The organism is Mycobacterium sp. HM-7 (assembly GCF_053852335.1).
On record NZ_CM132657.1, the window covers coordinates 3,428,895 to 3,451,850 of the forward strand.

Here is a 22,956-nt window from a genome sequence, read left to right on the forward strand (position 1 = left end):
CGTTAGCCGGGAAAGTGTTTGACGATGCCTTCCTGGGTGACCGTCGCCAGCACCTGACCGGCGCGATCGAAGAAATGGCCGGACGCCAGGCCCCGGGAGTCGGCGGCCACCGGCGACGTCGTCGAATACAGCACCCATTCGTCGAACCTGATGGGCCGGTGGAACCAGACGGTGTGGTTCATGGTGACCGCGAAAATCCGGTCGTGGCCCCACGACAAGCCGTGGGTGGTGATGATCGAGTCCAGCAGCGTCGTGTCCGACGAATAGACCAGAGCCGCGGCATGCAACACCGGGTCGTCGGGCATGGCACCCATGGTCTTCAGCCACACGCGGTTGTGGTCGAGCTTGCCGCCCTTGTCGCGCATCACCCAGGCCGGGTCGTTGGTGTAGCGCCATTCGATCGGCTTGAGCGCCTCGACGAACAGCGGAACGGTCTCTTCGTAGCCCTTCAGCAAGTCGTCGATCGTGGGCAGCGACAACGGATCCGGCACCGACGGCGCTTTGACGGCATGCTCGAGGCTCTTGCCGCCGGCCAGGTGTGACACCAGCGCCGTCGCCAGCAGCGTGTCACCCTGCATGACGTCGACGCGGCGGTTCGCGAAGCGCCGCTCGTCGCGGAGCCGGACCACCTTGAACTCCAGGTCGCGCTCCGGGTCACCGCCGGCGATGAAATGTGTCGACAGCGTCGTCGGTGGCAGCTTCGGCGGCACGGTGCGGCTGGCGGCGACGAACGCCTGCGCCATCATCTGGCCGCCGAAGGTGCGGACCGGGTTGCGGCTCGGATGACCACCGGTGAAAGTGTCGTCATCGACCTGGGTGACGTCGAGAACCTTGAGCAGTTCCTCGAAATCCGCTGTCGTCACGCGTCTCGTTTTCCCGTCGCTTCGCCCGCCGCTGGCACTCCCAGCTAGTGGTCTTCCTCCCCGATCCGGTGTACGTGGATCAGGTTGGTCGAGCCTACTGTGCCCGGCGGCGCGCCCGCGACGATGACCACCAGGTCACCGCGCTTGTAGCGGTCCAGCTCCAGCAGCGCCTTGTCGACCTCCTGGATCATGCCGTCGGTGCTGTCCATCTGCGGGACGATGAACGTCTCGGTCCCCCACGTCAGCGCCAGCTGGCTGCGCACCTCCGGCAGGTCGGTGAAGGCCAGCAGCGGGAGTGGCGTGTGCAGCCGGGACAGCCGGCGCACGGTGTCGCCCGACTGGGTGAACGCAACCAGCGCCTTGGCGTCCAGTCGCTCCCCGATGTCGCGGGCCGCGTAGGAGATGACGCCCCGCTTGGTGCGCGGCACGTGGGTCAACGGCGGTGCGTCGGTGGAATTCGCCTCGACAGCTTTGACGATGCGCGCCATGGTCCGCACGGCCTCGAGCGCGTACTTGCCGACCGACGTCTCACCGGAGAGCATCACGGCGTCGGCGCCGTCGAGGATCGCGTTGGCGACGTCCGAGGCCTCGGCGCGGGTGGGCCGGGAGTTCTCGATCATCGACTCCAGCATCTGGGTGGCCACGATGACGGGTTTGGCGTTCTCCCTGGCCATCTGGATGGCGCGCTTCTGCACCAACGGCACTTCTTCCAGCGGCAGCTCGACGCCCAGGTCACCGCGAGCGACCATGACCGCGTCGAAGGCCAGCACGATGGCCTCGAGATTGTCGACCGCTTCGGGCTTCTCGAGCTTGGCGATCACCGGGACCCGGCGGCCCACCTCGTCCATCACCTCGTGCACGAGTTCGATGTCGGCCGGCGACCGGACGAAGGACAGCGCGATCAGGTCGACACCGAGTTTCAGAGCGAACTTCAGGTCGGCGATGTCCTTCTCGGACAACGCCGGGACGGACACGTTCATCCCGGGCAGGGACAGGCCCTTGTTGTTACTGACGGGACCGCCCTCGGTGACGGTACAGACGACGTCGGTGCCGTCGATCTTCTGGACTACGAGACCGACCTTGCCGTCATCGACGAGCAGGCGGTCACCGGCGACGGCGTCTTCGGCCAGCTGCTTGTAGGTGGTCGAGACCCGGTCGTGGGAGCCCTCGCAGTCTTCGACGGTGATCCGCACCGTTTCGCCGGTGCGCCACTCGGTGGGACCGTCAGCGAAGCGGCCGAGCCGAATTTTCGGGCCCTGCAGGTCGGCGAGAATCCCGACCGCACGGCCAGCGGCATCAGACGCCGCTCGCACGCGCTTGTAGGCCACCTCATGGTCGGAGTGCGCACCATGGCTGAAATTCAGCCGTGCGACATCCATCCCAGCTTCCACCAGCGCCCTCACGGTTTCGTCGGTCGACGTAGCCGGGCCGAGGGTACAGACGATTTTTCCGCGCCTATTCACAGTGCATGAGCATAGTGGATCGATTCAGATAACGGCCCGCCGGGAGCGCCGCGGGCACGTCAACATCAGCCGAACAGGGAGTTGCTGCGCAGTGACCGCGGCGCAGCGGTGGCTACGGCTGAGTGAACGTCGGCACCAGGGGGAAGGCCGGCAGATTCCGGACCACTGTCCACACCACCATCGCCACCACTGCCGTCACCAGCGGCGGCGCCGGCGACAGTCGGCGGCGCCAGCACACGACGAGCCAGGCCATCAGCAGCGGCAAGCCGACCAGCGCGAACACATTGTCGACCACGGCGGCCGACAAGTCGCCGTGCAAGACGTCGTGGGTCATCCGCAGCCCGCCACACAGCGGACAGTTCCACCCCGTGATGGCCTTGAACGGGCAAGGCGGAAACCCGAATCCGGGACGGTGCGGGTCGGCGACTCCGATGTACGTCAGTGCACCCACCGCGGCGACTCCGGTGCCGACCACTCCGGCCACGCGCGCGACCCTGGCGACTGACGTCATCAGTCCATGATGCCCCGTGACCGCCGATTGGCTGAACTCGATGCGGGACGCTGAGAGGGGTACGTCAGAGAACTCACGATGCGTTGCGGCGTGCATTGCGAACGTCGGTGACCCCTCGACACCGACGTTCGCCGCGAATCAGCGACAATATTGCCGTATTGTAACGGTTCGGGCAAACGCAGTGGGGTTTATTGGCGCAACTGACCATGCCGGATCAGTTCGTTGACCGACTCCTCCCACCTGGCCAACTCCGGATCAGAGGTGAACGACGCGGGCAGATGCCGGTCGAGGTGCCGGCGCAGGATGATCGAGCCCAGTGTCAGGACCAACGGATTGAGCCCGGCCCAGACCACATCGAGCCCCTCGGCCGCGTCCCCGCTGTCGATCATGCGCTGCCACCGCTCGATGCCGATCCGCGCCATCGCGTCGAATATCGCTATGCCACTTGGTGTTTCAGAGGCCACCGCCCGGCCCAGATAATCCATCACCACCAGATGGTCGGTGAGCAGACCGTGCACCGCCCGGCCGATCGCGGCCACCGAGTCGGGGCCCGGGCTGTCCAGCGCGGCGAACATGGTGGCGCTGATCAGCTTCATGGCCACGTCGTCGACGGCCTTGATCAAACCGTCCTTGGTGCCGAAATGGTGCTGCACCAGCCCGACCGAAACGCCTGCGGTATCGGCCACCATCTGCAACGTCGCATCGGACGTCCCGCGTTGCGCAAACACCTGTAGCGCCGCATTGAGGATGCGGTCCTGCCGAGACTGCTGCAACTGCGCTCCGTCGGCTATGTCATCCACAGGGGACATCCAACCACCGCACAAGCCATCACGACCGGTGAGTGAGGAACATACCGATCGCATGAAAGTGCAGCTTGTGCACACTTTTGCCACGGGACGGATGTGAGGACCGCCCAGCCCCGTTGAGCCTGCGCCTACGGCCTACGCCACTCGGACTTTCACGCCCTCAGTTCAGGGTCAACCGTCACTGCGAGCCCACTTCGCGCCCTCCGCCGGGACTCAGCCTTGGCGGCGCCACCAACGACGACGAGGAGCCGGCGGCTCCCAGACTGGAACCCCAACGGGCTCAACCTTTTCGGTGGTTTCCACCTTCGGCGCTGCTTCTTCCACCGGCTCGGGATCGGCGTCGGATTCTTCGACAGCGTCCTCTGCGACGGCCTCGTCCTCGACACCAGGCTCCTCGGCAGCCTCGTCCGCCGCGGCGTCCTCAGCATCGGCGCTGTCGTCAGCGTCGGCGATCTCCGTCTCGGCAGCTGCCTCGTCAGCAGACTCGTCCGATTCGGTTGTCCCCTCGGATTCCTCGGCCACCTCGACGGCGTCGACCTCAGGCTCGTCAGCGGCAAGTTCGGATTCGTCGACGGATTCCGCAACGGCCACCTCGGCAGTTTCGTCCTCCGCGGCGGCTTCATCCTCCGCAGCGTCCTCAACATCGGCGCTGTCGTCGGCGTCAGCGACCTCCGTCTCGGCAGCCGCCTCGTCAGCAGACTCGTCCGATTCGGTTGTCCCCTCAGATTCCTCGGCTACCTCGACGGCGTCGACCTCGGGCTCGTCGGCGGCAAGTTCTTCGGCCTCGGTGTCGGACTCGTCTTCTTCCTCCACCTCGTCGGAATCGACTGGCTCTTCGGCGGATTCGTCGGCAGATTCCTCCACAGCCGCCTCGGCGTCGACCGCGTCCTCGTCCTCGGCCGCGTCCTCGTCCTCGGCCTCGTCATCGGCGTCGACGGTCCCCTCAGCGAGAGCAACGGTTTCGTCGGGCTGGGTTTCGACGGCGTCGGCCTCGTCGGCAACTTCGGCGGCGTCGTCGGCCGACTCGTCATCGGCTGCCACGGCGCCGACAGCAGCACCGGCTGCGACGGCGACGGGGACGGCCGGCACGGCCGCTTCAGCCTCGGTCTCAACCCCGGCCTCGGCCTCGTCGCGATCCTCGGCCTGTCGGCCACCGAGCGTCGACGGATCTTCGCGACCCCGCGGCGCCACCATCATGTAGACCACCGCACCGATGAACACGAACGTCGAGGTGAACGAGTTGACCCGGATACCGGCGATCAGCGTCGCGGTATCGCTGCGCATCAGTTCGACGCCGAAGCGACCGACGCAGTAGGCGGCGACGTACAGCGCGAACAGCCGGCCGTGGCCCAGCTTGAACCGGCGGTCGGCCCAGAGCAGGAAGAAGAAGACCAAGAGGTTCCACAGCAATTCGTACAGGAACGTCGGGTGGACGACTTCGTAGACCTGCCCGGTCGAGACGCCGTTGAGCAGGTGCGGGTTCACCACACCGGAACCGTCGCTGCGCTGGAAGATCTGCAGGCCCCACGGCAGGTCGGTCGGCCGGCCGTACAGCTCCTGGTTGAAGTAGTTGCCCAACCGGCCGATGGCCTGCGCCAGGATGATCCCGGGCGCGATGGCATCACCGAACGCGGGCAACGGAATTCCGTGCCGGCGGCAGCCGATCCAGGCGCCGACGCCACCGAGCGCGACGGCACCCCAGATGCCGAGGCCGCCGTCCCAGATCCGGACAGCACCGGAGATGCCTGCGCCGCCCTCGGCGAAGTACGTGCGCCAGTCCGTCATCAGGTGGTACAGGCGACCACCGATGAGACCGAACGGCACCGTCCACAGCGCGATGTCGTAGACGACGCCCGCTTCACCACCGCGCGCGACCCATCGGCGATCGCCGATGATCAGTGCGGCGATGATGCCGGTGATGATGCAGAGCGCGTAGGCCCGGATCGGTACTGGCCCCAAGTGCCAGACGCCCTGGGCCGGACTCGGGATGTATGCCAGCAACGATGTGGTCACGCGGAAACTTTCTGTCGTACTCCGTGGGCCAGTTCTTCGGACAAAGCTCGTACCGCAGGGATGCCGCCGTCACCGAGCGCGGACACCAACGCGGAGCCGACGATGACCCCGTCGGCGTACGACGCGATCTCGGCGGCCTGTTCGCGGGAGCGCACACCGAGCCCGACACCCACCGGGATGTCCGACACGGCCCGAACCCGCGACACCAATTCCGGGGCCATGTTCGACACGGCATCGCGCGCACCCGTGACGCCCATGGTCGACGCGGCGTACACGAAACCGCGTGACGCCTGCACCGTGGCAGACAGCCGCTCCGGGGTCGACGACGGCGCCACCAGGAAGATGCGGTCGAGGTTGTGGGCGTCGGAGACGCCGAACCACTCGTCGGCTTCGTCGGGGATGAGGTCCGGGGTGATCAGTCCGAGCCCGCCGGCGGCCGCCAGGTCGCGCGCGAAGGCGTCAACGCCCCAGCGCAGCACCGGGTTCCAGTAGGTCATGACGACGGCGTGACCGCCGGCGTTGCTGATCGCCTCGACGGCCCGCAGCGCATCGCGCACGCGCACCCCGCCCTGCAGGGCAGTGTTGGTCGCGGCCGCGATAACCGGCCCGTCCATCCCCGGATCGGAGTAGGCGACCCCGACTTCGATGATGTCGCAACCGGATTCGGTCATCGCCACCATCGCGTCGATCGAGGTCTGCACGTCCGGGTAGCCGGTCGGCAGGTACCCGATCAGCGCCGAACGCCCTTCGGCCCGGCACGATTCGAACAATCCAGCCAGTCGGCTCATGACGCTTCCCCAGTCTCCCCGTCCAGTAGACCGAACCATTTGGCCGCCGTCTCGACATCCTTGTCGCCGCGGCCGGACAGGTTCACCACGATCACCGCGTGCGGACCGAGTTCCTGACCCAATTTCAGCGCACCGGCGACGGCATGCGCCGATTCGATCGCCGGGATGATGCCTTCGGTGCGGCACAACAACCCGAAGGCGTCCATGGCCTCGGTATCGGTCACCGGCCGGTACTCGGCACGGCCGACGTCCTTGAGGTACGCATGCTCGGGGCCGACACCCGGGTAGTCCAACCCGGCTGAGATGGAATGCGATTCGATGGTCTGGCCGTCCTCGTCCTGCAGCAGGTACGAGAACGAGCCCTGGAACGCGCCCGGCGAGCCGCCGGCGAAAGTGGCTGCGTGCCTTCCGGTTTCGACGCCGTCACCGGCCGCCTCGAAGCCGACCAGGCGCACGCCCGGATCGTCGATGAAGGCGTGGAATACGCCGATGGCGTTCGATCCACCGCCGACGCACGCGGTGACCGCGTCGGGCAGACGACCGGCCTGCTCCTGCACCTGGACCCGCGCCTCCATGCCGATGACGCGCTGGAAATCACGCACCATGACGGGGAACGGATGCGGCCCGGCCGCGGTGCCGAAGCAGTAATACGTGTCGTCCGCGTTGGTCACCCAGTCGCGGAACGCCTCGTTGATGGCGTCCTTGAGGGTCGCCGAGCCGGCCTCGACCGACACCACGGTGCCGCCGAGCAGCCGCATCCGGGCCACGTTCAGTGCCTGCCGGGCCGTGTCGACCGCACCCATGTAGACGACGCACTCGAGGCCGAGCAGCGCGCAGGCCGTCGCGGTCGCGACGCCGTGCTGGCCGGCGCCGGTCTCGGCGATGACGCGGGTCTTGCCCATGCGCTTGGCCAGTAGCGCCTGACCGAGCACGTTGTTGATCTTGTGAGAACCGGTGTGGTTCAGGTCTTCTCGTTTGAGAAACAGCCGGGCGCCGCCGGCGTGCTCGGACAGCCGCGTCGCTTCGTACAGCGGCGACGGGCGGCCGGTGTAGTGCTGCTGCAGCCGGTCGAGCTCGTCGAGGAAGGTCTGGTCGGTGCGGACCTTGTCGTAGGCCGCGGTGACTTCCTCGATGACCGCCATCAGCGCCTCCGGCACCAGACGGCCACCGTAGGCACCGAAGTGCCCTTTGGCGTCGGGGTCATGGCTCGTGGCTTCGGCGACCGCGGCGCTCATCCGCGGCAATTCGGTACCAGTGCGATCAGACATGAGAACTCAACTGCTCTTCGCGCAGGAGCCCGCAGCTCAGCGGGCTGGTTTCGGGCAGGACGGGTGCGTGCCGGCGGTCACCAGATCGGCGACAGCGCTGCGGGGATCGCCACTGGTCACCAGGCCCTCACCGACCAGAACTGCGTCGGCGCCGGCACCGGCGTAGGCAAGCAGGTCAGCGGTGCCACGCACCCCCGACTCGGCGATCCGGATGATGTTGCTCGGCAGGCCGGGAGCGATGCGGGCGAAGCAGTCGCGGTCGACCTCGAGGGTCTTGAGGTCCCGGGCGTTGACGCCGATGACCTTGGCCCCAGCCTGCAGGGCCTGGTCGGCTTCTTCCTCGGTGTGCACCTCGACCAGCGCGGTCATCCCGAGGGACTCGGTCCGGTCGATCATCGAGGTCAGTACCGACTGCTCCAGCGCGGCAACGATCAGCAGCAGCATGTCGGCGCCGTGGGCGCGAGCCTCGTGAATCTGGTACGGGGTGACGACGAAGTCCTTGCGCAGCACCGGAATCGACACCGCGGCGCGCACGGCATCGAGATCGGCCAGCGACCCGTTGAAGCGACGCTCCTCAGTCAGCACGCTGATCACCCGGGCACCACCGGACTCGTACGCCTTGGCCAGCTTGGCGGGATCGTCGATCTGCGCCAGCGCGCCCTTGCTGGGGCTGGCCCGCTTCACCTCGGCGATGACGCCGATGCCCGGCTCCCGCAGCGCGGCGAGTACGTCCTTCGCCGCCGGCGTCTTCTTGGCCCGCTCCTTGACCTCGGTCAGACTCAGCGCGGCTTCGCGGGCGGCAACGTCAGCGCGAACTCCCTCGATGATGGAGTCGAGCACGGTCCCCGAAGTCATAGCGCGTCGTCGTCCTTCCGTGCCGGTTCGGCAAGCCAGATGATCATCTCGAAGGGTAGTCGCCGGGACGGCGCAGACTGCCACCGGGCCACACTCATTTGCTCCCGCCGTCGTTCTGGGTGGGGTCACGACCCTCGACCTGCGTCGGATCGCGACCTTCGTCGATGGCGTCCCAGATCATCCGTTCCGACATGCCGTCGGCATCTTCTTCCCGCACCGCCTCGCGGCGCGCGGCCGGGGCGGCGTATTTGGAGGCGGCCGGCGCCGCCGCGGCCCGACCGGCCGACCGCATCAGCAGAACGGCTCCGACCAGCGTCAACACGGCAGCCGCCAGCGTCACCCCCGCGCCCCAGTAGTGCCGCTGCGTCCCCACCAGGAACATGACCGCGATCTGCGCCATGTCGGCGGCACGCACCGACACGTCGGTGACCGCCCACAGGCTGATGGCCAGATATCCCATCCCCGCGCTCGCCACGGCGACCAGCAGCGCCAGCAGCCGCAGCGCCCAGCCCCGCACGGCCAGCGCCGCCACCGCGGCGGCGCCGGCCAGCAGCGCCAATGGAAGGAGCGCCGTGGACCAGGCGGCACCGGACAGCGTCGTCGTCTTCGGCTGACCCAGCCCGTCGAACGACGACACGTCGACCCAGGGCAACCGGGAGGCGCCCCACAACATCAGCGCGGCAACGAGCAGGAGCACCTGAGCGGTGCGGGTGGTCCTCACGGCTCGCTCAGCGTCTCGGCCGCCGCGATCGCCGCCAGCACGGCCTTGGCCTTGTTGGACGACTCGTTGTATTCGTACGGCCCGTTGGAGTCCGCCACGACGCCGCCACCGGCCTGCACATAGGCCGTACCGCCGCGCATCAGCGCCGTACGGATCGCGATGGCGAAGTCGGCGTTGCCGGCGAAGTCGAGATACCCGAGCACGCCGCCGTACAGGCCGCGCCGGGTCAGCTCGACCTCTTCGATCAGCTCCATGGCCCGGACCTTCGGCGCCCCCGACAGCGTCCCCGCCGGGAAACAGGCCGTCACGGCGTCCAGTGCGGTCTTGTCATCGGCGAGGTGGCCGGTGACGGTGGAGACCAGGTGCATGACGTGGCTGTAGCGCTCGATGTGGCTGTAGTCCTCCACGCGCACCGTCCCGGGTCGGCAGACGCGGCCCAGGTCGTTGCGGCCCAGGTCGACGAGCATCAGGTGCTCCGAGCGCTCCTTGTCGTCGGCGAGGAGTTCCTTTTCGAGCAGGATGTCGTCCTCCTCGGTGGCTCCGCGCCACCGGGTACCGGCGATGGGGTGCGTCGTGGCCACCCCGTCCTTCACCGTGACGAGCGCCTCCGGGCTCGAGCCGACGACCGAGAACTCAAGGCCGCCTTCGGCATTGGGCACGTTGAGCAGATACATGTACGGGCTCGGGTTGGTGACCCGCAGCATCCGGTAGACATCAAGAGGATCTGCTGGGGTCGTCATTTCAAACCGCTGCGACGGCACCACCTGGAACGCCTCGCCGGCCTCGATGTCGCCGACCAGCTTCTCGACGATCGCGGTGTACTCCTCGACCGTGCGCTGCTGGCGGGGCTGCGGCTGCGGGCGGTCGAAGGTCGCGATGCTCGACGGCAGCGGCTCCCCCAGCGCCTTGGTCATGACGTCGAGGCGGGCGACCGCATCGTCGTAGGCCCAGTCGACCCGCTCGTCGGTGCCGTTCCAGTTCACCGCGTTGGCGATGAGCGTGATGGTGCCCTCGTGGTGGTCGACGGCAGCCATGTCGGTGGCGAGCAGCAGCACCATGTCGGGCAGCTTGAGGTCGTCGACCGCCAATTCAGGGAGACGTTCGAGGCGCCGCACCATGTCGTAGGCGAAGTACCCCACCAGGCCGCTCGACAGCGGTGGCAGACCCGGCACGGGCGCGGTCTGCAGCAGCGCCAAGGTGTCGCGCACGGCCTGCAACGGGTCTCCGCCGCTGGGTGCGTCCTGCGGCGTGGTGCCGAGCCAGACCGCTTCACCGTCCCGGATCGTGAGCGCCGACGGTGCGCCCGCGCCGATGAACGACCATCGCGACCAGGACCGCCCGTTCTCCGCCGATTCCAGCAGAAACGTGCCGGGACGGTTCGCCGCCAGCTTGCGGTAGGCCGACAACGGCGTCTCGCTGTCGGCGAGCACCTTGCGGGTCACCGGCACAACGCGGTGCTCGGCGGCCAGCGCCTGGAATTCCTCGCGTGAGGTCGTCTTCACGGGGTCATCCTCCCAGAAGTAGCGTGGCACCCATGAAACGTGGTGACCTCGTCGCAGAGTTCAATCTCCCCGACCAGACCGGGACGAACCGCAGCCTGACCGAACTGTTGGCCAATGGACCGATCGTCCTGTTCTTCTATCCCGCCGCGATGACGCCGGGCTGCACCATGGAGGCCTGCCACTTCCGGGATCTGGCCGCCGAGTTCGCGGCCGTCGGTGCGTCGCGAGTCGGGATCAGCATGGACGCGGTCGAAAAACAGGACAAGTTCGCCGAGAAGCACAGCTTCGACTACCCGCTGCTGTCGGACACCTCGGGTGCGGTGGCCGAGGCGTTCGGTGTCAAACGTGGCCTGCTCGGCAAGCTGATGCCCGTCAAGCGGACCACGTTCGTCATCGACACCGACCGCAGGATCCTCGAGGTCATCGCCTCTGAAATCAGCATGGACTCGCATGCCGACAAGGCGCTCGAGGTGCTCAGGGCGCGTTAGCCGCCCGCACCACGGCCGCCAGCGACGCGGTGAGCACCGAGTCGCTGCGGCCGCAGGCCCAGCCGCCGCGGTGCTCCAGATAGGTGACGGCCGTGTCGCCGATGGACTGCTGGGTCAGGCCGAGAATCTCGACCGGTCGGCCCACGTCGGCCAGGGCCCGGGTCAGCGCCTCGACCGGTCCGACGCCGCGATGCGCAGTCGTGTGCGCAACCCCGTTGACGGTCAACGTGATCTCGGTGGTCTCATCGCTGCTGGTGTGCCAGTCCTTCAATTCGACCGCGCCGCCCGAACCCAGGTAGGCCGCCTCGAACAGGTCGTAGAGCTCGGCTGCGGTCACCTCGGCACCACTGCCGTCGGTGTGGGCCTGCACATGCCGGGCGAAGTCGATCTGCAGCCGCCGCGGCAGGTCCATGCCGTAGCCGGTGTGCAACAGGTAGGCGATACCACCCTTGCCGGATTGCGAGTTCACCCGGATGACCGCGTCATAGCTGCGCCCGATGTCGGCGGGATCGATCGGCAGATACGGCACCCGCCAATCGATTTCGCGTTCCGACCTGTTCTCCGCGGTGGCCCGGACGCGATGTTCGGCCAGACCCTTCTTGATCGCGTCCTGATGCGTACCGGAGAACGCGGTGTGCACCAGGTCGCCGGCGTACGGATGCCGCTCGTGGATGGCCATCCGGGTGCAGTGCTCCACGGTGCGCGCGATCCGGTCGATGTCGGAGAAGTCGATCATCGGGTCGACGCCCTGGGCGTACAGGTTCAGCGCCAGGGTGGCAATGTCGACGTTTCCGGTGCGCTCACCGTTGCCGAAGACGCAGCCCTCCACCCGTTGCGCGCCGGCCAGCACGGCCAGCTCGGCGCAGGCCACCCCGGTCCCCCGGTCGTTGTGCGGGTGCACCGAGAGGATCACCGCATCGCGGCGAGCCAGATTCCGGTGCATGTACTCGATCTGGTCGGCGTAGACGTTGGGCGTCGCGACCTCGACCGTGGCGGGCAGATTCAGGATCACCGGCCGGCTCTCGGTGGCATCCCACAACTGCGTCACCGCATCGCAGATTTCCAGCACGTAGTCGGGTTCGGTGAGGTTGAAAACCTCCGGCGAGAACTGGAATCGGATGTTCGGCATGTTCTCCGTCAAGCTCAAGACGTCGAGGGCGCCGTGCAGGATCAGACTGCGCAGCTCGTCGCGGTCCTTGCCCAGCACGGTGTTCCGCCACGTCGGCGCCGTCGCGGTGTACATGTGGATGACGACGTCGTTGCGCATACCCCGCACCGACTCCACGGTGCGCTCGATCAGGTCGCGGCGCGCCGGGGTGAACACCGCGATGGTGACATCCCGTGGCGCGATATCGGTCTCGGCCAACAACCGGACGAAGTCGAAATCGGTCTGGGAAGCCGACGGATAGCCGACCTCGATCTCCTTGTAGCCGATGACGACGAGCTGTTCGAAAAACTGGCGTTTGCGGGCCGGGTCCATCGGCTCGGCCAGGGCCTGGTTGCCGTCGCGCAGGTCGACGGGCACCCACAGCGGTGCGGCGGTGATTCGGTTGCCTGGCCAATCCCGTTGGGTGACAGGAATGTCCACCCGGTTGAAGACATCGGTGTAGCGATGCCACGGCATGGGAGACGGTTGTTGACGGTTCCAGGAGGTGCTCATGAGTGGTGCGCTTTCGGTCGGGTGAGAAAGGTGACCGGTCGCGACAGAGCCCCACGGCAGGGGGCCGGTCGTGTCAGACCCCGCCGCGGCAGCCAAGGAGAAGCACGCGCGTCATGATGGCTAGACTATACACAACTCCTCAGACAAGTAGAGAGGTTTCATGGTCTCGCAGGTATCGCGTCAACCCCTGGCGGCACAAGCCGCGCAACTACTGCTGACGCGCATCAAAGACGGCGAATGGTCACTGGGACAACGGCTTCCGGGCGAGACGACGCTGGCCGCCCAGCTCGGCGTTGGCCGCTCCACGCTGCGTGAGGCCATCCGGGAATTGGCCGGAAAGGGCGTCCTCGACAGCCGCCAGGGCGCCGGCGTCTTCGTCACCGCCGTTGATGTCACCGAGGACTGGGACACCGTCCTGCGCAGTGCGAACATCGCGTCGGTGATCGAGGCCCGCATCGCCATCGAGGCGGAAGGTGCAGCACTGGCGGCGAGCCGGCGCACGCCCGCCGACCTGCGCACCATCCGGCGCACCCTTGCCGCCCGCGGCGTGACGGGCCAGTCGGTATCCGACCACGTGGACGCGGACATGGCGTTTCACCGCGCCGTGATCGCCGCGTCGCACAACGATGTGCTGATCCAGTTGTTCGACGCGTTCCTCCCCCGACTTCGGCTGGCGATGATCGACATGCTCAAGATTCGCCCCATCACGTCAGAGCCATGCGACCACGACCTGCATCGGCAACTCGCCGACGCCATCGTCGCGCGCGATCCCGACGCCGCGGCCGCCGCGAGCCGCACCCACCTGAGCGCTTTGAAGGAGTCGTTCACATGACCCCGGTCCTCGAACTCGACACGGTGACCTTCCGGCGCGAAGGCAAGCAGATCATCGACGGCATCTCACTGACGGTGCACGAGGGCGAGCACTGGGCGCTGCTCGGCCCCAACGGTGCGGGCAAGAGCACGCTGCTCGGTTTCTGCGGCGCAGTCACGTTTCCGACGTCGGGCACGGTGCGCGTGCTGGGCGCGCAGATGGGGCGCACCGACCTGGCACCGCTGCGCCGGTCCATCGGCCACGTCAACCCCCGGCACCGGCTGCAGTACCCCCTGACCGTGCGGGAGGTGGTGCTGACCGGCATCACCGGCACCATCGACCTCGCGGCCCGCTGGACTCCCACCACCGAGGACATCGCCCGCGCCGACGCATTGATCGGCACCGTCGGGCTGACCCACCGGGCCGATGCGGTGTGGCCGACGCTCTCCCAAGGCGAGCGTGGCCGCACCCTGATCGCCCGCGCCCTGATCGCGGAGCCGCGACTGCTGCTGCTCGACGAACCAACCACCGGCCTCGATGTCGCCGCCCGCGAGCAGCTGCTGGAAACCCTTGACGCGCTGGAACATTCACACCCCGAGATGGCATCGATCCTGGTGACGCATCACCTCGAGGAGCTGCCGACATCCACGTCACACGCCCTCCTGATCGCCGGCGGCCGCACCGTTGCCGCGGGCCGGGCCGTCGAGACCGTGACGACCGATCATGTGACAGAGGCGTTTTCACATCCGGTCGAAGTCGGCTATGACCACGGCCGCTGGTCAGCCCGCGCGAAAGCCGGCCGAGTCACGGCCTAACACACGCGCCGGGCCCTGTCCGGCTATTGGCAGTATTACTGCCCGGTTTCCCGACCCGAGTCGTTAATTTACGTGCGCGACAGAGTCTTTCGGTTCACTTGCGACAGTTGTCGAACTAGTGGTCTACTGCGAACTAGAACATGTTCTACCAGCCACCCACAACGACGTGGACGCGGGAACGTAGTCGGGGAAATCTACGGACACGTGCGGAGCTCCCGCGTGTCTTTCGCCGGCGCTGTCCGCGCGTCACCTGTTTCGGATTCGACTCCACCGCGCGGCCAGCGAAAGGGCTTCGATGACCTCAACGACGGAAGTGACCAGCCTCAGCCGCGCCGGTGACGCGTTCCCGCCCTACCCCTACAGCTGGTACGCGGTGGCGTTCGCCCATGAACTCAAGCCCGGGACGGTGCTGACGCGGCGCTTTCTCGACGGCGAGATCATCATCTTCCAGACCGCATCCGGGGAGTTGTCAGCCGCCGAGCCGTACTGCCCCCACCTGGGCGCACACATCGGTAAACGCGGCTGGGTCGACGGCGAGGCCGTCGTCTGCCCATTCCACGAGTTCAGATTCGCTCCGTCGGGCACCTGCGTCTCGACGCCGACCGGCGAGCCGCCGCGGGGCGCGGCGCTCAAGACCCTGCCCGTCCGCAATCACCTGGGCATGATCATGGTCTACCACGGCCCGCCCGGTCAGCAGCCCACATTCGAACTCGACCTGCCCGCGGCCGACCCGGGCTGGCACCCGATCGCGACCAAGAAGCTGCATTTCAAGACCCATCCGCAAGAGGTCAATGAAAACGGTTTGGACCACGCGCATTTCGCGACCATCCACAAGTTCCGCGACTTCGTCGTGCCCAAGCCGATGGAGATCGACGGCCCCCGGATTTACACCGAATACGGTGGCACCAAACCCATTCCGGTGATCGGCGGCGTCAGCTTCCACTTCAAGTCGGTTCTGGTCGGCCTCGGCTTCTCCCTGGTGGAGATCGCCATCCAGGGCGGCCTGACGGTCCGCCAGATGGTGCTGCCCACCCCGGTCGCCGAACGCAATGTCGACATCTACATCGGCATCGCTGCCAAAAGGCATGTGCGGAACCGGCTTCTGGGCGCACTGCTGGCACCGATCGAACGCCTGGCAGGCTGGATCGTGCTTCAGGTCGTCGCGTACGAGGTGCAACGTGACCAGCTGATCTGGGACGACAAGGTGTACCTCGAGCATCCCAAGCTGACACCGGGCGACGGGCCGATCGGCAAGTACCGCCACTGGGTTCGGCAGTTCTACACCCCGGCGGCATGAGCACGGCGATGCCCCGCGCGGAGCGGGTCAGCGGGATGGACGCCTGGCAGCTCTATCAGGAGACCGGCCTGCAGGTCGGCAACGGCATGTCACTGATCCTCGTCGACCGTAGTTCGGTGCTCGGAAACCTGCGGGACTACGTGGTTTCGGCCCTGAACAACCGGATGCACCTGATGCCCGCGTACCGCAAGGTGCTCTACGACCCGTGGTTCAACCTGGACCGGCCCATGCTGGTGGCCCGGCCGCGGATCGACGTCTCGGCGCACGTGACGGCGCTGCCGATGCCCGAGCCCGGTGGCGCTGTCGGCGCGGCCAAGGCGCTGGCTGCGGTCCGTGCCATGCATCTCGACCGGCGGAAACCCCTGTGGCACATGTACGTTCTGGACGACGACGACACCGAATTGGCGTACCTGATCTCCGTGGTGCACCACCTCCTCGTCGACGGTGACTCGGCGATAGAGGTCACCGGCTGCCTGATGACCCCGGGGGATCTGAGTGCCCGGCCGGCCAGGGCCATCCCCGAGTCGTCGACGTTTCCGACGCGGCCGACGGCGATCCTGCGCGATGCCGTCACGCGCAAGGCGCAGCGGCTCCGCCGACTCCCCCGGCTCGTGGCCACCTCGGCGCGCGTCGCGCGCGGCAAATGGGCCGCCCGCCACCTCGACGTGAAAGCGCCCAAGACGGCGCTGAATTGCTCACTTTCCGGTTCTTCGACCGCCGCTGTGGCCGTCCTGCCGCTCGCGGATCTGCAGACGGTGGCCCAGTGCTTTTCTGTCACCATCAACCACATTCTGCTGAGCTGCGTGGGCGCCGCCTTGGACAACGTGCTGGACCGGCAGGGCCAACGCCCGGAGCAGCCCCTGGTCGCGGCCGTTCCCTATGCGATGCGCACGGCCGACACCTCCGACTACGTCACCGATGGCGTCGGCACCACCACGGTGCTGCGGGTCAACCTGAACACGACGGTGACGGACCCGGTACGACGTCTTCGCGCAGTCGCCGAACATGCCCGGGCGGTCAAAGCAGTACAGGAACAGCGCGGCGTCAACCTCTTTCGGCAGTGGAACGAGTACGCGCCCGGCCGTGCGGTCAACCTGCTGTTCCGGACCATCGAGCGGTTCGGTCTGGCCGAACGGATTTCGTGGCCCTGCAACGTCATCGTGTCGAACGCCAGCGGCATCGCGGTCGACGATCCGGTGTTCCTCAACCTGCCGGCGCTGCGCTTCCATCCGGCGGGGCCGCTCTATCACGGTATGGGACCCAGCGTCATCGCCATGTCTTGGAACAACAACCTCTGCCTGTCGGTGACGGCGGACGCCCGGCACGTCTCCGATGCCGCCGCCATCACCGCGGGGATCGAGGCCGAGCTCGCGACTCTGTTGGCCTCGGCGAGTTAGGGTTCCGTGTTCACCCTGCGGTTCGATATGCGGGCCCCGGCCGGTGGCGCGCCGGCGTCGTCGCTGTATCCCGCCGCGCTCGACATGGCGGCGTGGTCCGAATCCCGCGGTCTGATCCTGCTGGTGGTGTCGGAGCATCACGCCGCCGAAGACGGTTACCTGCCGAGCCCCTTGCCGATGGCCGCGGCGCTGGCGGCCCGAACCACATCGGTGCCCATCGCGGTGAGCGCCCTCATCCTGCCGTTGTACAACCCGGTGCGCCTCGCCGAGGACATCGGCGTACTGGACCATCTCAGCGGCGGACGAATCTCGTACACCTTGGGCGTCGGCTACCGGCCCGAAGAGTTCGAGTCACTCGGGGTCGACTATCACCGCCGCGGCGAACTGGCCGAAGAACATCTGACGGTGTTGCTGAAAGCCCTTGACGGGACCCGCTTTTTCGACCACGACCGCGGCGTGTTGGTCCGTCCCGCACCCGAGCGCAAAGTGCGCCTGTCCTATGGCGGCGGCACCCCGCGGGCCGCCCGGCGCGCGGCCCGTTTCGGGTTGGGGTTCAACGCGCAGAACAATCTGCCCGAGCTGGCGGAGGCCTATCACGACGAGTGCGCCCGGCAGGGCCGCGTACCCGGGCGAATGCAGCAGCCCCGGCCCGGGTTCCCGACGACGGTCTTCGTGGCCGACGACGTGGACCGGGCCTGGGACGAGATCGGCCCGTATCTGCTCCACGATGCGATGACCTACGCCGACGGCCATCACGACCCCCACATCGTCAGCCTCTCCACCGCGCGGACCGTCGACGCGCTGCGTGCCGAGAACGGCAGTCACCGCATCTATTCGGTGGAGCAGGCGATCGAGGCCATCGCGCGGGACGGCGTGCTCTCCCTGCATCCGCTCTGTGGTGGCCTACCGCCGGACATCGCCTGGCCGTATCTGCACCGCGTCGTGGACGATGTCATGCCCGCCGTGCCGCGCTAGAACCGCACGCCCGTCAAGGATTCCGCCGATTCCCACAGGCGCTGCGCGACAAGCGGGTCACGCGCGACAGCGGCGAGCTCGACCTTCACCGGCGCGCCCGTCATCTGCAAACGCCCCCCGGGGCCGTAGAAGTCACCGGCCTCGGCGTCAGCGTCGGTGGCCGCGCGGAGGATCGGCAGCGCTCCGGCATCGGCGTCCTGCACGAACCATGACGTCGAGAACCGCAACCGCGGGTGGTACGCCAGCTTCTGCCAGCCCTGGTCCCGAAGAATCGCGGTGCGGGCGCTGCCCGGGTGCGCCGCCACGCACATCGCGCGGTGCCGGCGGTTGTACTCGCTCATGAACAGTAATTGCGCGAGTTTCGAATTGGCATACGCCTTGGCGCTGCGAAACTTCGTGCGGCCGTGCAGATCCTCGAAGTCGATGACGCCGCGGCGGTGGGTCAGGCTGCTCACCATCACGATGCGTTCAGCGCGGTCGTGCAGCAACCCGGTCAGGGCGAAGTGGCCGAGAAAGTTCACCCCGAAGTCCCCTTCGAAACCGTCCTTGGTCTCGGTGCGCACGGGATGCATGACGCCGGCATTGTTGATCAGCAGGTCGACTCTGCGGTGCCGGGTACGGAGACTTTCGGCGCACTGCCGCACCGACGCCAGGTCCGCGAGGTCCAGTTCCGCGAATTCGGTTGTCGCCTCCGGCATCGAAGCCTGCACCTGCCGAGCTGCTTCGGCATTGCGGCACGCCAGCACCACCGTCGCCCCGAGCCCGGCCAGGCCTCTCGCGATCTCCGCGCCGATACCGCTGTTCGCGCCGGTGACCACCGCGACGCGCCCGTCCTGACGGCCCGCGTCGGCCAGGGTCCAAGGTGTGCTCGTCATATTCGGTGCAGCGTAGCCGCCGCCGGCTCACTGGGTGGCGAACTCCTGGGCCCGCAGGTAGGCCCGCCAACCGCCGAATTCCGAGATATCGGGCGCCGCGATGGCGCCCTCGTCGGCACACACGAAGCCGGTCTCCCAGGTTCCGTCGTCGAGTTCGATCGCTGCCAGCCCCATCGGCGTCGGCAGGGCGACCAGGAACTTCCCGAGCGCCGCGGGTGAGAGAGACCAACGCTCGACCTCGAAGGCCCGCCCGCCGTGGGGCAGTCGCACCAGCGCGGGCTTGCCGGACGGCAGCGCCGTCATCCGGTAGTGCTCGGCCGTACGGGCCGGCCCGTCCCACCGAGCCCCGAGGTCATGCAGCTGACCGGCGAGCGGCTGGTCCCGCAGATGCGCGCCGGCCACGACCAGCGTCACCGCCTCGGCTCCCGCGCGTTCCGGCCAGGAAGCCGCCCCGCGCTCACTGCCGCTCAGGCGAGCCGCGATATCGGCCACCACGGCGTCATCGAAGGCGCGGCCCAGCACCGTGACCCCGAATTGGGCTGTGGTGCCATCGGATTCCACGACCTCGCCGGCCGGAACCGCGACGCCGCACATGTCGAACAGATTGCAGAAATTGGTGTACGTGCCGATCCTCGCGTTGACGCCGACCGGGTCGGCCGCCACGTCGGCAAGCGTCGGCTGCAGCGGCGCGGTCGGGACCAACAGCGCGTCACACTCCCCCAACGCACGGAATGCCCGGTCCCGCAGGCGATCCAACTCGCACCGGTCGCGCAGCAACCCCGTCGCGGTGTGAGCGGCGCCGGCGGAGATGATGGCCGCGACCGTCGGATCGAGGCCGGCGCCGTCACCGGCGCCGGCGATGAACTCCCCCACCGCTTCCGTGCGCTCGGCAACCAGTGCGCCTTCGTACAGCAGTCGGGCGGCAGCCAGGAAGTCCGTCAGATCTATGGAGACGATCCGCATCCCGGCGGCCCGCGCCGCATCGACCGCGCGCTGGAACGCAGCGTCCCAGCCAGGCGCCATCGCCGGCAGTTCGGCGGGTACCGCCAGCACCGGGTCCGCAGGGGCGGCGAAACGGGTCGACGCCGGCCATGGCCGCTGCGTCGTGGCTGCCATCACGGCCATGGCGCTCTCCGCCGTCGCGAGGTCCCGCGCGAGGATCGTCACGCAGTCATAGCTCGGGCACGCCGGGACGACGCCTTTCGTCGACACCAGACCGATCGTGCCCTTGATCCCCACGAGGCCCTGGTACGCAGCAGGAACCCGGCCGGATCCCGCAGTGTCCGTGCCGATTCCGAGGTCGGCCGCCCCGATGGCCACCGCGACGGCCGAACCCGACGACGAGCCACCCGAAATCCGGTCCGGCCGACGTGCGTCGCGCACCGCACCGTACGGGCTGCGGGTACCGACCAGCCCGGTCGCGAACTGGTCCAGATTGGTCTTGCCGATCACCACGGCGCCGGCCGCGCGCAGCGCCGCCACGACGGGCGCGTCGGCGCCCGGGGTATAGGCGTAACCGGGGCAGGCCGCGGTGGTCGGCAAGCCGGCGACGTCGACGTTGTCCTTGACCGCCACCAGCTGACCGGCCAGCGGCCCCTGGGCCTGCGCGACCTCACGACGCACCGCATCCTCGTCCCGCAGGGTGATGAAGGCTTCCTGTCGCAGCGCGATGGCCGCGTATGCGGCGCTGATCCGGTCCGTCATGCGACTTCCTGTCCTGTTGTGGCCTGTCCTGTTGTGGCGCCTGAATCTGATTGGTCGCACTCTCCCCCGCAAGCGGGAGGTGCCCCCACATCGCGGCTCGTTCCTCGCCGCTTGATCGTCGCGCTCCCGGGTTTCTTGCGTGCGCCGATCTCGCCGCTGGCCTCCCAGCGGGCTCTCTCCTCATTGCGGGCGGCGGTCATCCGCTGTCGCACCGCGGCGATGTCGTCGGCCTCCCGTGACAGGAAGTCCAGATGGTCCGCGATGCGGAACTCCCCCTCGGTGATCTCGACCGTGCCGCGGCCGGCGGCGACGTCGGCACGCAGATCGGTCAACTCTTCGGAGGACACCGGATACCACGACACCTGATCGAAGAACCGCAGCAACCACGGCTGTTCGGGCTCGAAACCCGGTGCGGACAGCGGGAATCGGTGGTTCCACACCTGGGTGGTGCGGCCCATCAACTGGTAGCCGCCCGGGCCTTCCATGCCGTAGATGCACAGGTAGGCACCGCCGATCCCGACCGCGTTCTCCGGTGTCCAGGTGCGGGCCGGGTTGTACTTGGTGGTGACCACGCGGTGGCGAGGATCGACCGGGGTCGCGACGGGGGCACCCAGGTAGACGTCCCCCAGGCCCAGTACGAGATAGCTTGCCGCGTGGACGATGTCGAACACGTCCTGGTGCGATTCCAGGCCGTTCATGCGGCGGATGAACTCGATGTTGCTCGGGCACCACGGGGCGTCGTCGCGCACACCGTTGCGGTACCGGTCGATCGCCAACCGAACAGTCGGGTCGTCCCAGCTCAGCGGCAGCCGTACCGATCGGCTCGGCAGCACCAACTGGTCGACGGGTCCCAGCGCAGACTCGATGTCCAGCACGAACGCCGTCATCGTCTGGTGATCGGTGAGCGCCGCGTCGAATTTGACCTGCAGCGAGCGGATTCCCGGCGTCAGGTCGATGATCCCGCGAGGCCGGTGTGCGTCGATCGCGGTGTGCAGCGCGTGCACCCGCGCCCGCAACACCAGATCCAGTGTCATCGTGCCGTATTCGACCAGGAGGTTGTCATCACCGCTGCGGCGCAAGGTCATCGACGTCGTGCCGTCCCCGGTGACGCCGCGGTGCAGCACACCGTCGTCGCCGTCCCCGCGTGGACTGCGCACCACCGGCGATGCCGCGCGCCGCGAGGTGCCCAGGGCCGCCAAAGGTGCTGCCGCACTGGCGCGCACCGGAACGAAGCGGACCCGGTCGCCGGGTGTGAGCTGTCCGAGCTTCCACCGGTCCGCGGACGTCACCGTCACCGGGCAGACGAAACCGCCGAGGCTGGGTCCGTCCGGGCCGAGGAGGATCGGGGTATCCCCGGTGAAGTCCAGCGCGCCGACCGAATACGGGGTGTCATGGATATTGGAGGGATGCAGGCCCGCCTCACCGCCGTCGGGCCGGGCCCACTGCGGCTTCGGGCCGACGAGGCGGATACCGGTGCGGTCCAGGTTGTGGTCCACCAGATAGGTGGCCTCATAGAGGCTTTCGATGTCGGCGCGGGTGAAGAACTCCGGCGCACCGTGCGGTCCCTCCGTGACCGCCAGGCGCCACTCGTGGCCGATCGACGGCACCTCCTCTTCGGTGAGCCGCCGCGGCCGTCCCACCGTGGCACCCAGATCCAGGCGGTCGCCGGCCGCGAGGGCCCGGCCACCGGCACCGAATCCGCCGAGCGTGAACGTCGAGCGGGAACCGAGGTACGCCTCTGCTTCGATGCCGCCGGCCACTGCGATGTAGATCCGCATCCCGACACCCTGCACGGCGCCGATCTCGAGCACGCCCCCGTCCGGGACCGCGATGGGTGCCCACTGCCGCGCCGGAACGCCGTCGAGCGTCACCGACACCGGTGCGCCGGTGACGCAGACGACGGTCGCCTCGTCGAATCCCAGTGTCGGACCGGCCATCGTCGCCTCGAGGCCCGGCGCCCCTTCGGAATTGCCGACGGCGAGGTTGGCCAGCCGCAGGGACAGATCGTCCATCGGACCCGACGGGGGCACTCCCACCTGCCAGTATCCGATGCGGCCCGGCCAGTCCTGAACGGTGGTGCTCGGCCCGGGCCGCAGCACGGTGAGGGTCCGGAGGCCGGTGGTCGTCGGTAGCGCCATGCGCGA

19 protein-coding genes and 1 pseudogene are annotated in these 22,956 nt (G+C 68.0%); 6 read left to right on the plus strand and 14 right to left on the minus strand.

Features of this window, described 5'->3' with window-relative positions; genetic code table 11:
* Window positions 1-2: 2 nt before the first annotated feature.
* The 10 genes from ACWW1C_RS16530 to ACWW1C_RS16575 all read right to left on the minus strand — a co-directional run bounded on the left by ACWW1C_RS16530 (window position 3) and on the right by ACWW1C_RS16575 (window position 10,820).
* Window positions 3-863 carry an acyl-CoA thioesterase domain-containing protein gene (locus ACWW1C_RS16530; protein WP_455979389.1) on the minus strand — a complete coding sequence of 287 codons (861 nt, stop codon included), beginning with the start codon at window positions 861-863 and terminating at the stop codon, window positions 3-5.
* Window positions 864-907: 44 nt separating this feature from the next.
* Window positions 908-2,326, minus strand: a complete 1,419-nt coding sequence (gene pyk, locus ACWW1C_RS16535; RefSeq protein WP_455979390.1) for a pyruvate kinase — start codon at window positions 2,324-2,326, stop codon at window positions 908-910.
* 112 nt (window positions 2,327-2,438) lie between these two features.
* Window positions 2,439-2,837 carry a DUF2752 domain-containing protein gene (locus tag ACWW1C_RS16540; RefSeq protein WP_455979391.1) on the minus strand — a complete coding sequence of 133 codons (399 nt, stop codon included), beginning with the start codon at window positions 2,835-2,837 and terminating at the stop codon, window positions 2,439-2,441.
* 188 nt (window positions 2,838-3,025) lie between these two features.
* On the minus strand, window positions 3,026-3,646 hold the full coding sequence (locus ACWW1C_RS16545; protein WP_455979392.1) for a TetR/AcrR family transcriptional regulator: 621 nt from the start codon (window positions 3,644-3,646) through the stop codon (window positions 3,026-3,028).
* Between the two features lie 210 nt (window positions 3,647-3,856).
* A complete protein-coding gene (lgt, locus tag ACWW1C_RS16550) occupies window positions 3,857-5,656 on the minus strand; it encodes a prolipoprotein diacylglyceryl transferase (protein ID WP_455979393.1) in 1,800 nt (599 codons plus the stop codon).
* On the minus strand, window positions 5,653-6,483 hold the full coding sequence (gene trpA / locus ACWW1C_RS16555; protein ID WP_455979394.1) for a tryptophan synthase subunit alpha: 831 nt from the start codon (window positions 6,481-6,483) through the stop codon (window positions 5,653-5,655). The genes lgt and trpA overlap by 4 nt, the downstream gene beginning before the upstream one ends.
* Window positions 6,441-7,712 (minus strand): tryptophan synthase subunit beta, encoded by a 1,272-nt coding sequence (gene trpB / locus ACWW1C_RS16560; protein WP_455979395.1) that lies wholly within the window; start codon window positions 7,710-7,712, stop codon window positions 6,441-6,443. Before trpB ends, trpA begins: the two co-directional genes overlap by 43 nt.
* 36 nt (window positions 7,713-7,748) lie before the next feature.
* Window positions 7,749-8,567 carry an indole-3-glycerol phosphate synthase TrpC gene (gene trpC / locus ACWW1C_RS16565; protein WP_455979396.1) on the minus strand — a complete coding sequence of 273 codons (819 nt, stop codon included), beginning with the start codon at window positions 8,565-8,567 and terminating at the stop codon, window positions 7,749-7,751.
* 94 nt (window positions 8,568-8,661) lie between these two features.
* Window positions 8,662-9,240, minus strand: coding sequence for a TIGR02234 family membrane protein (locus ACWW1C_RS16570; protein WP_455984318.1), 579 nt, complete (start codon window positions 9,238-9,240; stop codon window positions 8,662-8,664).
* Between the two features lie 44 nt (window positions 9,241-9,284).
* Entirely contained in the window at window positions 9,285-10,820 is a 1,536-nt protein-coding gene (locus ACWW1C_RS16575; protein WP_455979397.1) for an anthranilate synthase component I, read from the minus strand.
* Window positions 10,821-10,822: 2 nt separating this feature from the next.
* On the opposite strand from ACWW1C_RS16575, the gene ACWW1C_RS16580 reads away from it, so the two are divergent.
* On the plus strand, window positions 10,823-11,278 hold the full coding sequence (locus ACWW1C_RS16580; RefSeq protein ID WP_455979398.1) for a peroxiredoxin: 456 nt from the start codon (window positions 10,823-10,825) through the stop codon (window positions 11,276-11,278).
* On the opposite strand, the gene ACWW1C_RS16585 is transcribed toward ACWW1C_RS16580, so the two are convergent.
* The gene (locus ACWW1C_RS16585; protein WP_455984319.1) at window positions 11,265-12,902 is read right to left on the minus strand and encodes a 2-isopropylmalate synthase; all 1,638 of its coding nucleotides are present in this window, start codon (window positions 12,900-12,902) and stop codon (window positions 11,265-11,267) included. The genes ACWW1C_RS16580 and ACWW1C_RS16585 overlap by 14 nt on opposite strands.
* A gap of 196 nt (window positions 12,903-13,098) precedes the next feature.
* Here ACWW1C_RS16585 and ACWW1C_RS16590 point away from each other — a divergent pair, with 196 nt between their 5' ends.
* From ACWW1C_RS16590 to ACWW1C_RS16610, 5 genes and pseudogenes are all read left to right on the plus strand, one after another.
* A complete protein-coding gene (locus ACWW1C_RS16590; protein WP_455979399.1) occupies window positions 13,099-13,770 on the plus strand; it encodes a FadR/GntR family transcriptional regulator in 672 nt (223 codons plus the stop codon).
* Complete coding sequence (locus tag ACWW1C_RS16595; RefSeq protein ID WP_455979400.1) at window positions 13,767-14,564, plus strand: ABC transporter ATP-binding protein; 798 nt, start codon at window positions 13,767-13,769, stop codon at window positions 14,562-14,564. The genes ACWW1C_RS16590 and ACWW1C_RS16595 overlap by 4 nt, the downstream gene beginning before the upstream one ends.
* Before the next feature lie 295 nt (window positions 14,565-14,859).
* The gene (locus ACWW1C_RS16600; RefSeq protein ID WP_455979401.1) at window positions 14,860-15,861 is read left to right on the plus strand and encodes a Rieske 2Fe-2S domain-containing protein; all 1,002 of its coding nucleotides are present in this window, start codon (window positions 14,860-14,862) and stop codon (window positions 15,859-15,861) included.
* The gene (locus ACWW1C_RS16605; protein WP_455979402.1) at window positions 15,858-17,258 is read left to right on the plus strand and encodes a wax ester/triacylglycerol synthase domain-containing protein; all 1,401 of its coding nucleotides are present in this window, start codon (window positions 15,858-15,860) and stop codon (window positions 17,256-17,258) included. Before ACWW1C_RS16600 ends, ACWW1C_RS16605 begins: the two co-directional genes overlap by 4 nt.
* Window positions 17,259-17,342: 84 nt before the next feature.
* Window positions 17,343-17,951 (plus strand): annotated as a pseudogene (locus ACWW1C_RS16610) (LLM class flavin-dependent oxidoreductase); the annotation flags it as partial.
* Window positions 17,952-18,229: 278 nt separating this feature from the next.
* Here the strand turns inward: ACWW1C_RS16610 and ACWW1C_RS16615 are convergent.
* The 3 genes from ACWW1C_RS16615 to ACWW1C_RS16625 are packed head-to-tail and all read right to left on the minus strand — an operon-like array spanning window position 18,230 to window position 22,950.
* Window positions 18,230-19,108: an oxidoreductase gene (locus tag ACWW1C_RS16615; protein WP_455979403.1), complete on the minus strand. Its 879-nt coding sequence runs from the start codon at window positions 19,106-19,108 to the stop codon at window positions 18,230-18,232.
* A gap of 27 nt (window positions 19,109-19,135) precedes the next feature.
* Window positions 19,136-20,812: an allophanate hydrolase gene (gene atzF, locus ACWW1C_RS16620; RefSeq protein ID WP_455979404.1), complete on the minus strand. Its 1,677-nt coding sequence runs from the start codon at window positions 20,810-20,812 to the stop codon at window positions 19,136-19,138.
* Window positions 20,809-22,950 carry a 5-oxoprolinase/urea amidolyase family protein gene (locus ACWW1C_RS16625; RefSeq protein WP_455979405.1) on the minus strand — a complete coding sequence of 714 codons (2,142 nt, stop codon included), beginning with the start codon at window positions 22,948-22,950 and terminating at the stop codon, window positions 20,809-20,811. Before ACWW1C_RS16625 ends, atzF begins: the two co-directional genes overlap by 4 nt.
* Window positions 22,951-22,956: the final 6 nt, after the last annotated feature.

Excerpts from the sequence above, each read along its gene's own strand:
- ACWW1C_RS16540 (WP_455979391.1), bottom strand. The coding sequence starts at position 2,837 with ATGACGTCAGTCGCCAGGGTCGCGCGCGTGGCCGGAGTGGTCGGCACC.
- ACWW1C_RS16545 (WP_455979392.1), bottom strand. The coding sequence starts at position 3,646 with ATGTCCCCTGTGGATGACATAGCCGACGGAGCGCAGTTGCAGCAGTCT.
- trpA (WP_455979394.1), bottom strand. The coding sequence starts at position 6,483 with ATGGTTCGGTCTACTGGACGGGGAGACTGGGGAAGCGTCATGAGCCGA.
- trpB (WP_455979395.1), bottom strand. The coding sequence starts at position 7,712 with ATGTCTGATCGCACTGGTACCGAATTGCCGCGGATGAGCGCCGCGGTC.
- trpC (WP_455979396.1), bottom strand. The coding sequence starts at position 8,567 with ATGACTTCGGGGACCGTGCTCGACTCCATCATCGAGGGAGTTCGCGCT.
- ACWW1C_RS16570 (WP_455984318.1), bottom strand. The coding sequence starts at position 9,240 with ATGTTGTGGGGCGCCTCCCGGTTGCCCTGGGTCGACGTGTCGTCGTTC.
- ACWW1C_RS16580 (WP_455979398.1), top strand. The coding sequence starts at position 10,823 with ATGAAACGTGGTGACCTCGTCGCAGAGTTCAATCTCCCCGACCAGACC.
- ACWW1C_RS16585 (WP_455984319.1), bottom strand. The coding sequence starts at position 12,902 with ATGCCGTGGCATCGCTACACCGATGTCTTCAACCGGGTGGACATTCCT.
- ACWW1C_RS16590 (WP_455979399.1), top strand. The coding sequence starts at position 13,099 with ATGGTCTCGCAGGTATCGCGTCAACCCCTGGCGGCACAAGCCGCGCAA.
- ACWW1C_RS16595 (WP_455979400.1), top strand. The coding sequence starts at position 13,767 with ATGACCCCGGTCCTCGAACTCGACACGGTGACCTTCCGGCGCGAAGGC.
- ACWW1C_RS16600 (WP_455979401.1), top strand. The coding sequence starts at position 14,860 with ATGACCTCAACGACGGAAGTGACCAGCCTCAGCCGCGCCGGTGACGCG.
- ACWW1C_RS16605 (WP_455979402.1), top strand. The coding sequence starts at position 15,858 with ATGAGCACGGCGATGCCCCGCGCGGAGCGGGTCAGCGGGATGGACGCC.
- ACWW1C_RS16615 (WP_455979403.1), bottom strand. The coding sequence starts at position 19,108 with ATGACGAGCACACCTTGGACCCTGGCCGACGCGGGCCGTCAGGACGGG.
- atzF (WP_455979404.1), bottom strand. The coding sequence starts at position 20,812 with ATGACGGACCGGATCAGCGCCGCATACGCGGCCATCGCGCTGCGACAG.
- ACWW1C_RS16625 (WP_455979405.1), bottom strand. The coding sequence starts at position 22,950 with ATGGCGCTACCGACGACCACCGGCCTCCGGACCCTCACCGTGCTGCGG.